Source organism: Actinokineospora enzanensis DSM 44649 (assembly GCF_000374445.1).
GTDB lineage: Bacteria > Actinomycetota > Actinomycetes > Mycobacteriales > Pseudonocardiaceae > Actinokineospora > Actinokineospora enzanensis.
The window spans coordinates 85,585-98,058 of sequence record NZ_KB894430.1 but is presented as its reverse complement, the minus strand read 5'-3'; the positions used below and the strand labels follow the sequence as shown (position 1 = coordinate 98,058).

The window sequence follows — 12,474 nt, the reverse complement described above, 5'->3', positions numbered from 1 at the left end:
CGGTACGCGATACCTGAAGAACGGCGTCGTGGGGCCGGGGTTTTCAAACCTTGGACTGCAGTTTGTCCAGGTCAATAGCGCCTTCATCGAGGCGATCCAGCGCATCGAGCAGACGGTGAACTGCAGCCGTCTGAAGTGCACCGACCTTGCCGTAGCCCGCGTGCGTTCGCATGTCCCGCGAAAGTCGTTCCATCTTTGCCGCGGTCGTCTTCAAGACCCGACCGGTGGTGCCGACGCTGGTCGGAGCCTTCAAGCCCAGGGTGTCGAGGTAGTCCTCCACCATCTGGATGGCGTCGTCGAGACCGTCCGGGATGTTCTCGAGTGCGGCGTTGACGTAGTGCGTTTCGGCGAAGTTGACCCCGAGCGCCTCATGATCGCGCGCACGACGTGCTTCCAGACGTTCCTTCGCGTCGCTCGCCAGTCGTACGGGTACGGGCCCCCATGCTTTTGGTCGCCGGCGGGCCAGTTTGTAGGACACCTCGACAGCAGTTCGCGCCCACTCATAGGCGGTCGCCTCGACGTCATCGCTGTCCTGATCGTCAGTCTCGGCTTCCGGCTCGGGCTCAGGCTCGGGCTCAGGTTCGGGCTCGGGCTCGGGCTCGGGCTCAGGCTCAGGTTCGGGCTCGGGCTCGGGCTCAGGTTCGGGCTCGGGCTCAGGTTCGGGCTCCGGTTCAGGTTCGGGTTCGGGCTCCGGCTCCGGCTCCGGCTCCGGCTCAGAATGAGTGACGGTCTGATCGTCTGCCTTGGGTTCTTCGACGGGCTTTTGTTCCTGCTCGGCGACTTCGGCGGTAGCGCCGAACGTTCCCTGAAGAACGCCCTTCCGTTGCAAGGCCATCAGAGTTCAACCTCCGGCAGATCCCCCGTGGCCCAAGGAGAGATTTCTGGCCACGCTCGCTCCCACCGCTCTTGAAGCTCCGTGGCGTCAGGGTGAGCCATCTGATGCAGCAACTTGAGGACGATGGCCTCTGCAACCTGACAGACCTCCGTTGCAGCTTTGCGCTGGCCGCGCTCTGAAAGGAAGGCGCTGATCGGTGCTCGGTAGTCCTGTGCGGTCGGGAAGATTGTTCGATCAGGAATCCTTGGCTTCCAGAGGTCTACCTGTACTTCCTGAACATTGCCCTCTTGTGCAACCCGGAGATCTTTGAGCTGCGTTTGCACAATCTTGTTCCGTGGCTTGTAGGCGCTGAGCACGAGACCGGCCACGTTGAGGTTCGGATGATTCCAGTTATCGCGGACATCCCATGCGAACTTGACGGTCTTTGAGATGGCGTTCATGCCGAAAGGTTCTGCTCTTGTCACGATCAGGCATCGCCGAGCAGCCTTCAAGCCCATTCGTCCGATGTCGGAACCACCGGGCAGAAGGTCAATGATCACGAGATCCCACCGCCTGCGCGGGATGAGGCCACCTGGCACTGATGGTGCGTTTAGTGAACGGTTCAACCGTTCGAGGTCGCCTAGCTTCCAATTTCGCGCGATATCTTCTAGCGCTTCGTGCGCTGGCAAGATACCGAGCTTTCCAAGTTTTCCCTTGATGAGCGGACCACCACGCGTGAAGTCTGCTTCTGCGTTGTACTCCCACGGCACCATCTGGAAGCCCTCATCAACAACTCCATCCGAATCGGCTTCGAGAACCTCAACGATGGTGTCCCGGTCTGGAAGAAGGATCTCCTTGTTGCCGAGTGCCTTCTTTCCTGATGGGACGAGCTGCACCTCGCTGTCAGTCGCAATCGAAAGATTGCCCTGGGGGTCTACGTCAATCCCAAGCGCATTCAAGCCGAACCGTGCACAAGCATCGAGTGCCGCTGCGGCAAAACTCGTCTTGCTCGTCCCGCCCTTCTTGGCGAGAACCGCTACAGCGTTGTCAGGGTCCTCGACCTCATGTGTCATCCATGCGGAGGGTGGCAGTTCGGCGAGCAGTCGGGCTCGTTCGAGATCCAAAGCCTCAGACATCTCGCATCCTTCTTCGTCGTGGCGTGACCTGGCTGGATGACTGCGAAGGTTACCGCAGGTCTGATCCCCTGTTTCGTCGCCACACCGCCCCGAAGATGGACGCCCTGCCACGTAAGGCTGAGAGGTGTTAGAACGGCTGTTAGAACCACTGTTAGAACCGGTGTTAGAGCGGCTGTTAGAGCGTTATAACTGCTGGTCAGATGGGGTGTTGGCAGTCTACAGCCAGTCGCTGGGCGACGGAAGCCGCCCCAAAGTCGCCGCAATCCCGGTAGGATACTTGAGTATCATACTGAATTATCCAGACCGAAGGGGGCGAGATGGACCAGAGAGGCGAACGCGCGGATCGGGCGCAGGAGTCCTACCTGCCGTTGCTGGACCTATGCGAAGCCGCTTACGAGCGCCTCGGGTCGATCGCTGACCCGGCAGCGCGGGCTGCGCTGTTGACTGCTTTGGCCGACAACATCGCGGCGGCGAGCGAGATGTACGAGGTTGCCTTCAGGACGGTCGATGGGCAGCACGCCGTCGACCAGGCGATGGGCATGGCGACGGATTCCCGTCTGGCCAGGGTGCTAGCGGAGGTGGAGACCGCTCGCGTGTCCGGGACGCCCCGGCCGCATTCCGGCTGGTCAGAGGTGGAAGCAGGCGCCGGCGGCCTGCTCGACCGGCTGGCAGATCCAACGGTCGAAGACCACGGCCAGCGAGCCGAGCTGTACGCGGATCTGTACCGCGCCGTGAGGGGCGTTCTCGCAGGTCCTGCCGCTGGGGAGGTGCTTCAGCGCCTTGAGCAGAGCCACCTCGACCTTGCCGGTCGCGAGGCGGCTGACCGTGTGTCCTGAGTTGGAGAGCGGATGTGCCCGGAGTGGTGTTTGTGCTGGTCCTGGCAGGCGGACAGCTTTCGACGGTCATCCGCCCACCAGGCTCCCCGCGCCCTGGAATCGGAATACGGAGGAGTCCATCATGCAGGTTCAGCTCGCGCTTGTGCCGCGGCGCCTGTCGGTCGACAGATCGGCGTGCGTGGCGAAGCGACACGGGGACGAAGTGGCGTATCAGGGTCACGGCTGCCGGTGCGAGGATGCGCGGGAGGCGAACCGGTTATACCGGAAGCGTCTTCGGGAGAACCGCAGCCTCCCCCGTCTGGTCGATGCCACGGGCACGCGACGGCGTATCCAGGCGTTGATGGTGCTCGGGTGGTCGTTGGCGGCGTTGACCGCGCGTCTCGGCCTGGCGCGGACCAACTACTCGTTGAAGCGGATCCTGGACCAGCAGCACGTTCGGCGCACGACCGCCGAGCGGGTCTCCGCGCTCTACGACGAGTTGTGGGGCTGCCCCGGCCCGTCGGACCAGGTGCGGGAGGTCGCGCTCGCGGCTGGATACTGCTCAGCGCTGGCGTGGGACGACGAGACGATCGACGACCCGACGGCCCGGCCGGTGCTGACCGGAACGCGGGTGCGGTCGCGCGACGACGTCGACGAGGTGGTGGTGGACAGGATGGCCCTCGGCCGATACCTGCCGGATCAGGCCACGATCGCCGAACGCGAAGCGGTCGTGGCGCTGCTCGCCGTTCGCGAGCGAGCCACGGACAGCGAGATCGCGGTGCGCACCGGCATCTCCGAGCGCACCGTGCTGCGCATTCGGGGCCGGCTCACCGCGGGCGTCCCCGCCGCCACGGTGCACAACCGGCGTGACCAGCAGGAAGGAGGCGAAGGCGATGCTGTCGACGAGCTCGGCGCCGCGTTGGACGCTGCTGCCTGACGGCGCCGCGCTGGACGGCCGCGAGGGCGCTTACGCCGTCAAGTCTCGCCATTATCTCGACGGAACCAGCACGCCGTGAACACTGGCGAGGATCGTTTCGGCTGGTCAGAGCGGATGTGGCTACAGGAGGTTGTCGCCGTGCTCGGTTGGCGGGAGTCGGTGGTGACCGCTGTTCCCCGCAGCGAGGCGGTGTTCGGCAGGAGGAACGTGATGGTCGCCGCCCGCTTGGATGCGGAGGTCCACGCCTGGCGCGTGCGCCACGGCTGGCCGCCCGCCCCCGACCGGTCGATGCTCACCACCGAGCGCGGCCGGGCGAGGTTCCCGCCGAACGCGGTCGTCGTGGAGGGGATGCTCGCGCCGGCGACGAGCTGGGCGGAGGCGTTCACGACCGCCGTCGTCGTGCTCAACACCGCGCCTTGTGCAGCGCTGCTGGTCCCGCCGGACGAGGCAGGCGAGTTCCGCGTCGCCGAGGCGGACTTCCACGGCCTGGGTGTGGTGACCTTGGCATCCGGCGGGCCGACGGTGCAGGTCGCGGCCGGGCGCCGGGATGATCTCGCCGAGCTGCACGCCGGAGTGACCGCCCGCTGGCAGGCCGAGCACGTCTACGCGGCGCTGTGCTCGCTGGCCGAGCGTGAGCGACCAGGCGATACTCCACTACGCTACCCGGATACGGTACTGCGTTACCGCCGCTGTCGAAGGGGAGCTTGATGCCCAAGCCGGATGACCAGCAGGTCAAGGCCGAGATCACCTGGTTGGCCTCGGAGGTGACGCTGCAGGAGCCGGGCGAGAACCCGGTGGCCGCCATCGGGCGACTGCGGCGGATCGAGCGCGCGATCGAGCTCTACCTGCGCACGGAAAACCCGAAGGTCGCGGCCACGGCCCGCGACAACCACGACGTGCCTCTGGGGGTGATGGCCTCGGCCTGGCACATCACCGAGCAGATGGTCACCAAGCTCATCCGGGCCGGACGCCAGGCGGGCGCGGGCAAGGGGCGTCCGGAGTCGAAGGACGCCGAGTAGGAACCCCCGGCGCGAGCTCCGCCTTCGCACGCATCACCCAAGCCGGGGGCCACCCTCCCGAAGGAGGGCACCAGTGTCCCCCAGTACCCCGCGGCTGCCGCCTTCCGGGGTGGGGACGGCGGTGCCGACCGATCGGGTGACGCGAGGTCTCAGGACAGCTCAGCGTGTTATGTTAGCCAGACACAACACGCTGAACTTTGCCTTTTGGAGGCGCCGATGTCGATGAGTACCCTGCCGCCACTAGCGGAGAACCGGGCCCGGCGGGCCGGGTCCACCGCCGAGAACCGCACCACCGTCGGGTCGGCCCGGCGGTGAGCGAGCAGTCCGCGCCCACCCGCGACGAGCTGCGCACCGCCCTGCGGTCCGGCCGAGTCCCCGAGAAGTCCGCACCGGTATCCGGGTTCCCGCCGCTGCCGACACCGGGCGACGTGTGGCTGCCCACCGCCGTGGCGGCAGAGGTGGCCGGGGTCAAGCCCGGCGTCGTCACGACGATGACCTCGCGGACCCGCAACAGCGTGCATGTCCGCGAGAACGCCTGGCCCGCCGGAACTCACGTCGGCCGCGAGAACTACTTCCCCGCGAGCGAGGTGCTCGCGTGGTGCGACCGCGAGTACGGCAGCACCGAGCCCACCGACACGAAGGAGCCGAGCTGATGGACCACCCCGACCCGGATGTCCTGGTCACCGGCACTGCCACCCTGGTGCGGGCCGACCTGACCAGCGCCGGCCTGTCACTGAACATCTACACCCGCACCGACGACGGCAAGGTCGGCCGCGCGTCCGTCCTCCTGCCGCCCGAGGCGGCGGACTACGTGCGCGGGATCCTCAAAGCCCGACCGGCCGCCGGGCACGACGTCCGCCAGGCCGAGCCGGACGCCGCGCTGACCTAACACGTTCGCGCTGGTCAGCCAGCACGCCAGGGCCGGGGTTCCGCCTTCGCACCGCATCGCCCCGCCCACGGCACCCTCTTCATCACGACGCCGGGTCCCGCCTTCGCACCGCATCCCCGGCTCGTGGTGCTCACCCACCGAAGGAGAAGCACGTGCACTTCCGCGCGCCCTCGGCCGCCCCGTCCGGGCCGGTCGAGCCGACCACCGTATTCCTGATCCTGGCCGCCGTCGGGCTGCTCGCCGCGGCAGGGCTCGCCATCCGTGAACGCCGCAGGCGCACCCGCGAACTCGAGGAGGACCTGCTGCGGCGGCACGCCCAGCGCCCGCAGGCCTTCGTCCCGCCTCCGAACTTTCTCGGGATCATCGTCCTCGTCGGCGCCCCCGGTGCCGGGAAGAGCGACTTCGTCCAGCGGCACCTGGCCGCCACCGCCGTGGTGTCCCTGGACGAGTTGCGCGACGAGGTCTCCGACCTCGGTGATCGGCACGACCAGCGCCCGGTCACCCAGAACCGGGCCCTCGCCCGCGCCGTGCTGACCGCGGCGCACCACGTGCGGTCCGGCACGGCCGTCACCATCGACGCCACGTCCTCCTCGCGAGCGCACCGCGCGACCTGGGTGGAGCTCGCGCGCTACCACAGCGTGCCCGCGATCGCCGTGGTCATCCACCCGGACGCCGACGTGGCCGCCTACCGCAACCGCGCCCTGCGGTCCCCGGTGCCGGGCCCGAGCGGGTTCGCCGAGAGCGTCCCGGCCGCCTGGGCCGCGAAGGCCCACGAGACCATCACCGCCGACCTCGGCGAGTTGGCCGACGAGGGCTTCGCCACCGTCGTGGCGGCCCAACTGCCGACGGCGGTGCCGGCGACGCCGTCCGGCCGACGGACCCACCTCGCGACGACAGCCGCTCTCACCTTCGCAGTGATCCTCGTGTTCTTGCTGGTCAGCGGGTGTTCCGGCATTGCGCGGTCGGAGACCGGAGGGTGGAACCCGCCCGCAGGGACACCGGACCGTGCCACTGCCCAGGCCAAGCTCGCGGGGCTCCGCGTCGCCGCGCCGGGCAGCATGGACGGCTACGTCCGCGACTGCTCCCAGTCGGCCGGACCGAGCTGCGTGTTCGGGCAGCCCTGGAAGGACGTCGACGGCAACGGCTGTGACCAGCGCAGCGACGTGCTCATGCGCGATCTCGACGGAGCCAAGCGCCAGCCGGGCCGGTGCAAGGTCGTCGCCGGGGTCCTGCATGACCCGTACACCGACACCGACGTCACATCCCTCGCCAAGATCCAGATCGACCACGTCGTCCCCGAGGCCGTCGCCTGGCGATCCGGCGCTGCGGACTGGAAATTGGAAAGGCGGGTGGCCTTCGCCAACGACCTCGCCAACCTCGTCGCGGTCTCCGGCAAGGCCAACATGTCCAAGGGTGACAAGACCCCTGACCAGTGGTTTCCTCCAAATCCTGCCGCGAGCTGCGGCTACGCCCGGATCTATGTGGGGATCAAGGCCACCTACGCGCTCACCGTCACCGCCGCCGAGCGCTCCGCGCTCTCCTCGGCGCTGAACGCCTGCCGGTAGGGCGGGCGGGGGACTGCGTCCAGCCGCGCTGGACATCTCGCACTTGTCAGCTAGCCCGACCGAGTGATCACGGTTGAACTCACTGCTCAGCGTGTTATGTTAGACAGACATAACACGCTGAGCGGTGACGAAGGGGAATCCGATGATGGACGACGCGGAGCTGATGGAGTACGCCACCGACCTCGTGCGCGAGGCCTTGCCGGAGGACCTCGCCGAGCGCGTCGTGCGGGACAGCGAGCCGGACGAGCACGGCCGGATCCCGTTGGTCTCCCTCGCCTGGAAGCTGCGCAACGCCGAACGCGAGGGTGAGGACCCGGCCGCGCTGCTGGCAGGGATCTACCAGGACTTCGAGCGCCGCCGCGCCGAGGACGGCGACAACGTCATCGAGTGGCTGACCGGCACCGTGCACGGCAAGACCGCCGACCACCCGGCCGCCTACTTGGCGGGCCAGACCGGCTACTGACCGGCCTGGCTCCGGAGCGGACCCGCCTGCCAGCATCGCCGGCCCCGGAGCCAGGACCCACAACGACCCCATATCCCGACAGCACGGAAACGGAGCCACACCCATGATCTCCGACCTGCTCATCCGGTGCGGACTCGGCAGCCTGGTCACCGAGGACGCCCGCGCCCGCGCCGACTACTTCGCCGCCGACCACGCCGCGGCCAAGCTGTGGAAGACCTTCACCCGGTCGCACATGCCCGCCGAACGCGCCGACATCCTGCTGGAGATCGCGGACCTCGGCCAGCGGATGGCCGAAGTCCACCTCATCGGCTTCGGCCCCGATCCGATCGAGGAGGAGGACGACCGCGACCTCGCCGACTCTATCGCCCTGTCCGGCCGCCTGCTGGAGATCATGTCGAACACCGAGTACTCGGTCGCTCGCGGTCGTGGCCGCTACGGCGAGGTGACGGTCGACGAACTCAGCCTGGCCCCGCGCAGCCGCCACTCCCCCGACGACCACCGCGCCCGCGGCGTGCTCGACGCGCTGTCGATCACCCCGGTGGCGGCCGACCGTGGCAGGCTCACCCTGGTGTTCTACGACGAGGTCGTCGACCAGGTCGGCGGGCAGGCCGCCGAGGTGCTGGCCGCCATCGCCGCGGCGTACTTCCTGCTCGCCGGGCATAGCCGCAAGGATGCCTACGCCCTGGTGTGGCAGACCAGCGAGAACACCGGCAACGGCGCGCAGGAGGAGAGGTAGCCGATGCCGACCTTCGACGAGTGGCAGAACCTGCGCGACCACCCGCAGCCGGGCTACCCCGAGTACGACGACCTTCGCGCCGAGACCCGTGCCGTGTTCGGGCCGTTCGTGTCGCCACAGGAAGTCGCCGAGGGCGACCGCGTCATCCGTGATCGCGACCTACAGTGGTGCCGGGCGGTGCTCGGCTGGGAGGTGACCAGCGATCAGGTCCGGCGCCTGTCCACGGTCGAGACCCGGATGCTCATCCTGGCCGCCCGCCGCGACCTCGACCCGCCGCTGCCGAAGATCATCCGGGGGTGGCAGGACGAGGCAGAGCAGCACCGCGTCCAGCAGGAACAGCGCCGCCAGGAGCTCACCGCCGCCGATCAGCAGCACTGGGAGACGGCGCTGGCCACCTGCCAGGTCGCGGTCGAGGTCCGTCCGAACACCGGGGGCCGCCGCTACCGTGCGCTCGACAGCGAGCCTCTGCGTCACGCGGTCCCGCTCGTCGACGCCGTATCCGGCACCGGGCAACGGCCCCGCCGCCACCGATCCGGCGCGCCGCTGTGCGAGACCGCGTCCCGCGCCAAGCCACGAGTCCTCGGCGACCCCGAGCAAGCCCCCGCGACCTGCGAGAATTGCCTGACCCACACCGCCACCCTGCGGCCAGCCACCGAGGAGCAGCAGTGACCACCACCCGCACCACGGACCTACTGCGCCCGGTCGCGGTCTCGGCCGCGCGGGCGCGGCTCGCCTGGATCAGCCTCTGGCTGATCAGCGGGGCGGTCACGCTGCTGGGACTGCTCGGGCTTGCCTCCTACACGCTGCCGACTCTCGCGCTGTTCACCACCGGACCCGGCCACCAGGCCCTCAGCGCGATCACCGGCTTCGGACGGCTCCTCGGTGGCGTCGTCCTGCTCGTCGGCGGCCTGCTGTTCGCCGTGTCCGGCGGCCTGTTCAACTGGCTGCGTTCCGCCCGGCGGGGTGGTCAGTCATGATCGGCGCCGTGGTGGCCCTCGTAGTCGTGGTGGCCGCGGTCGCGGTCGTGGTTCTGGGCCTGCTAAGCCTCAAGGCGGGCAGGGACATCCGGCGTATGCAGGACCGCACGAACCAGTCCCTGGCGCGTACCCAGCGAACCCTCGCCGAGACCAACCGGATCTTGGCACGAACCTGGCGTCGACTTGGCCGACCGGGACTCGCCGCGGGCAACGATGCCCTGGCACGCGGAAACGACGCTGCGGCCGAGCAGTTCGAACGACAGGTGCGGCACCCCGGACGCTGATCACCGCGAGCGCGGAAACGGCACAGGAACGGCCGTCGAGAACAGCCTTTGAGCTGCTGCTTTCTCCCCTCCGGGTCCATGTCTGTGGTTTCACAGACATCCATCTCCGGTCTTTCGCACCCGGTGATCGACTCGTCCGGCTAGGGTGCGGTTGGTGGACGACCAAATATCAGAATTGTTCGACCCGGCCGCGTGGGAGGCCATCGACGGGTCCGACTTCACCGACATCACCTACCACCGCTCCGTCGAGGCCCGGAAAGGCAAGCGGGTCGTGCGGATCGCGTTCGACCGCCCGGAAGTGCGCAACGCCTTCCGGCCGCACACCGTCGACGAGCTCTACCGCGCCCTGGACCACGCGCGGATGAGCTCCGACGTCGGCTGCGTCCTGCTCACCGGCAACGGGCCGTCGCCCAAGGATGGCGGCTGGGCGTTCTGCTCCGGCGGTGACCAGCGGATCCGGGGGCGCTCCGGCTACCAGTACGCCAGCGGCGAGACCTCCGACACCGTCGACCCCGCGCGGGCCGGGCGGCTGCACATCCTCGAGGTCCAGCGGCTCATCCGGTTCATGCCCAAGCCGGTGATCGCGGTGGTGCCGGGCTGGGCCGCCGGTGGCGGGCACTCCCTGCACGTCGTGTGCGACCTGACCCTGGCCTCGGCCGAGCACGCGAAGTTCAAGCAGACCGACGCCGACGTCGGCTCGTTCGACGCCGGGTACGGCTCGGCCTACCTGGCCAAGATGGTCGGGCAGAAGTTCGCCCGCGAGATCTTCTTCCTCGGCCGTGAGTACTCCGCCGAGCAGATGCACCGGATGGGTGCGGTGAACGAGGTTGTTCCGCACGCTGACCTGGAGACGGTGGCTCTCGACTGGGCATGGACGATCGTAAGCAAGTCGCCGACCGCGCAGCGGATGCTCAAGTACGCCTTCAACCTCACCGACGACGGCCTGGTCGGCCAGCAGCTCTTCGCCGGCGAGACCACCCGCCTGGCGTACATGACCGACGAGGCCGTCGAGGGACGTGACGCTTTCCTGCAGAAACGCGACCCCGACTTCAGCGAATTCCCGTACTACTACTGAGACACCAACAGCCCGCTGTGCGACGGTGCGGTCCGGACGGACCGCACCGTCGTCTGCCGATATGGGGGACCCTGCCGACCATGCCCGTCGCGATGATCAACGACCTGCCGCTGCACTACACCGACAGCGGCGGGGACGGACCCGTGCTCCTCCTCGGGCACGGCTACTTCCTGGACAACCGCATCTTCGCCGCCCAGGCGACCGCCGTGAGCCCGCGGTGGCGGGTCATCGCCTGGGACGCGCGCGGACACGGCGCCACCCCAGACACCGCCGAGGCCCCGTACACCTACTGGGACCAGGCCAAAGACGTGCTCGGCCTGCTCGACCACCTCGGCGTCGAGAAGGCCGTGGTCGGCGGCGTCAGCCAGGGCGGGTTCATCGGGCTGCGGGTCGCGCTGCTTGCCCCGCATCGGGTCGCCGGGCTGGTGCTGTGGGACACCGAGGCGACCGCCTGCCATCCCGAGGACAAGACCGGCTACCGGGCGATGTTCGACGCCTTGGCCGAGCACGGCCCGATCGACGACCTCACCGTCCCGCTCTCCACGCAACTGCTCGGCGAGAGTGACCAGCGCGAGGCGTGGCGCGAGCGCTGGAGGCACGCGGTCCTGCCGCTGGGTCCGGCCGCCGACTGCCTGCTGGAGCGCGACGACGTCAGCGACCGCCTCGGCGAGATCAACGCCCCGGTGCTGCTGATGTGGGGCGAACACGACGTCTCCTTGCCGCACGACCGGATGGAGCTGCTGCGCGATCGGCTGCCGGGGGCCGACCGCGTCCACGTGATCGCCGGCGCGGCGCACACCCCGCCGCTGACCCACGCCGACCAGGTCAACGTCCTGCTGACCGAGTTCCTTCAGCGGCTGGAGTCCGCGCAGTCCGACGAGGCGACCCGCACCCCGAGGTAGACCTGCAGCGCCTCCTGCGGGTCCGGCGTCGGAAAGACCTGGGCCCGCAGGGTCAGCTCCTCACCGCGGTCGAGGTCGCGCACCTTCATGTAGGGCGTGTGGCGGCCCATCAGGATCTCGCGGCGTTCCCACATCTGCACGAAGTCCGGGTAGCCCGCCAGCTCCTGCAGGATCGAGGTGAACAGCGGATTGCCGCGGCGCCGGGCCATGTGGCTGCGCAGCCACGCCACGGTGAGCCGGGCCTCGGTCTCCCACTCGACCATCACCTTGCGGGACTGCCGTTCGGCGAAGAACCAGACCAGCACGTTGCCGTGGTCCAGGATCCGCCGGAAGATCCGGGCGTACTCGGCGTTGGCGTAGAGCACGTTCCATGCCTCGTCGACGTACCCGGACAGGTGCGGGTGCACGTTGTCGACGAACTCCCGGTGCTCCGGGGTGATCGTCGTGCGCTGGTCCGGATCGTGCGCGGGCGCCGGCGGCGGCGCGGCCAGGTCGCGCAGATGCTGGTGTTCGAGGTCGGTGGCGTGAAGCGCCAGGGCGAGCCGGTCGACCAGCTCCGATGACGGGTTGTCGGCAACGCCCTGCTCCAGCTTGGTCAGATAGCCTTCGCTGATCCCGGCGTCGGCCGCGACCTTGGTGCGGCTGAGCTTGGGGCGGCGGGACGGCTCCGGCGAGGCCGGGAACGTCGCGACCGATCCCACGGTGCGCAGGTGACGAAGGTAGTCACCGAAGCTCGGAGGTGTGATCACCGCCACACTCCGCCCGCCGGGGGCCGGATCATGCCCCAGCGCCGTGACTGTCTGTTCATGACGAGAAGTGCGCAATCCCTCTGACCTGGAAACATAAGGGTCACCATAAGTCA

17 protein-coding genes are annotated in these 12,474 nt (G+C 68.6%); 14 read left to right on the top strand and 3 right to left on the bottom strand.

The window, feature by feature from the left end:
• Positions 1-43: 43 nt before the first annotated feature.
• Positions 44-835, bottom strand: a complete 792-nt coding sequence (locus tag C503_RS46970) for a hypothetical protein (protein ID WP_169514619.1) — start codon at positions 833-835, stop codon at positions 44-46.
• Complete coding sequence (locus tag C503_RS44985; protein WP_084477345.1) at positions 835-1,950, bottom strand: ParA family protein; 1,116 nt, start codon at positions 1,948-1,950, stop codon at positions 835-837. The genes C503_RS46970 and C503_RS44985 overlap by 1 nt, the downstream gene beginning before the upstream one ends.
• 317 nt (positions 1,951-2,267) lie before the next feature.
• On the opposite strand from C503_RS44985, the gene C503_RS0127460 reads away from it, so the two are divergent.
• The 14 genes from C503_RS0127460 to C503_RS0127395 all read left to right on the top strand — a co-directional run bounded on the left by C503_RS0127460 (position 2,268) and on the right by C503_RS0127395 (position 11,612).
• The gene (locus C503_RS0127460) at positions 2,268-2,786 is read left to right on the top strand and encodes a hypothetical protein (protein ID WP_018685431.1); all 519 of its coding nucleotides are present in this window, start codon (positions 2,268-2,270) and stop codon (positions 2,784-2,786) included.
• Between the two features lie 121 nt (positions 2,787-2,907).
• On the top strand, positions 2,908-3,702 hold the full coding sequence (locus tag C503_RS43675) for a helix-turn-helix domain-containing protein (RefSeq protein ID WP_018685430.1): 795 nt from the start codon (positions 2,908-2,910) through the stop codon (positions 3,700-3,702).
• 162 nt (positions 3,703-3,864) lie between these two features.
• Positions 3,865-4,410, top strand: coding sequence for a hypothetical protein (locus C503_RS43670; RefSeq protein ID WP_156893550.1), 546 nt, complete (start codon positions 3,865-3,867; stop codon positions 4,408-4,410).
• Positions 4,410-4,721, top strand: a complete 312-nt coding sequence (locus C503_RS0127445; RefSeq protein ID WP_018685428.1) for a hypothetical protein — start codon at positions 4,410-4,412, stop codon at positions 4,719-4,721. Before C503_RS43670 ends, C503_RS0127445 begins: the two co-directional genes overlap by 1 nt.
• Positions 4,722-5,032: 311 nt before the next feature.
• Positions 5,033-5,374: a hypothetical protein gene (locus C503_RS46965; RefSeq protein WP_018685427.1), complete on the top strand. Its 342-nt coding sequence runs from the start codon at positions 5,033-5,035 to the stop codon at positions 5,372-5,374.
• On the top strand, positions 5,374-5,610 hold the full coding sequence (locus C503_RS46960; RefSeq protein ID WP_018685426.1) for a hypothetical protein: 237 nt from the start codon (positions 5,374-5,376) through the stop codon (positions 5,608-5,610). The genes C503_RS46965 and C503_RS46960 overlap by 1 nt, the downstream gene beginning before the upstream one ends.
• 152 nt (positions 5,611-5,762) lie before the next feature.
• The gene (locus tag C503_RS44980; RefSeq protein ID WP_018685425.1) at positions 5,763-7,175 is read left to right on the top strand and encodes an AAA family ATPase; all 1,413 of its coding nucleotides are present in this window, start codon (positions 5,763-5,765) and stop codon (positions 7,173-7,175) included.
• 142 nt (positions 7,176-7,317) lie between these two features.
• Positions 7,318-7,638 carry a hypothetical protein gene (locus C503_RS0127425; RefSeq protein WP_018685424.1) on the top strand — a complete coding sequence of 107 codons (321 nt, stop codon included), beginning with the start codon at positions 7,318-7,320 and terminating at the stop codon, positions 7,636-7,638.
• 103 nt (positions 7,639-7,741) lie between these two features.
• Positions 7,742-8,374: a hypothetical protein gene (locus tag C503_RS0127420; protein ID WP_018685423.1), complete on the top strand. Its 633-nt coding sequence runs from the start codon at positions 7,742-7,744 to the stop codon at positions 8,372-8,374.
• A 3-nt stretch (positions 8,375-8,377) separates the two neighbouring features.
• Positions 8,378-9,043 carry a hypothetical protein gene (locus C503_RS0127415; protein ID WP_018685422.1) on the top strand — a complete coding sequence of 222 codons (666 nt, stop codon included), beginning with the start codon at positions 8,378-8,380 and terminating at the stop codon, positions 9,041-9,043.
• Entirely contained in the window at positions 9,040-9,351 is a 312-nt protein-coding gene (locus tag C503_RS0127410) for a hypothetical protein (RefSeq protein ID WP_018685421.1), read from the top strand. Before C503_RS0127415 ends, C503_RS0127410 begins: the two co-directional genes overlap by 4 nt.
• Positions 9,348-9,635, top strand: coding sequence for a hypothetical protein (locus C503_RS0127405; RefSeq protein ID WP_018685420.1), 288 nt, complete (start codon positions 9,348-9,350; stop codon positions 9,633-9,635). Before C503_RS0127410 ends, C503_RS0127405 begins: the two co-directional genes overlap by 4 nt.
• A gap of 151 nt (positions 9,636-9,786) precedes the next feature.
• A complete protein-coding gene (locus C503_RS0127400) occupies positions 9,787-10,710 on the top strand; it encodes a 1,4-dihydroxy-2-naphthoyl-CoA synthase (protein WP_026316751.1) in 924 nt (307 codons plus the stop codon).
• 80 nt (positions 10,711-10,790) lie between these two features.
• A complete protein-coding gene (locus tag C503_RS0127395) occupies positions 10,791-11,612 on the top strand; it encodes an alpha/beta fold hydrolase (protein WP_018685418.1) in 822 nt (273 codons plus the stop codon).
• Here C503_RS0127395 and C503_RS0127390 read toward each other — a convergent pair.
• Positions 11,561-12,361 carry a helix-turn-helix domain-containing protein gene (locus C503_RS0127390; protein WP_018685417.1) on the bottom strand — a complete coding sequence of 267 codons (801 nt, stop codon included), beginning with the start codon at positions 12,359-12,361 and terminating at the stop codon, positions 11,561-11,563. The two genes, C503_RS0127395 and C503_RS0127390, sit on opposite strands and share 52 nt — an antisense overlap.
• Positions 12,362-12,474 lie beyond the last annotated feature (113 nt).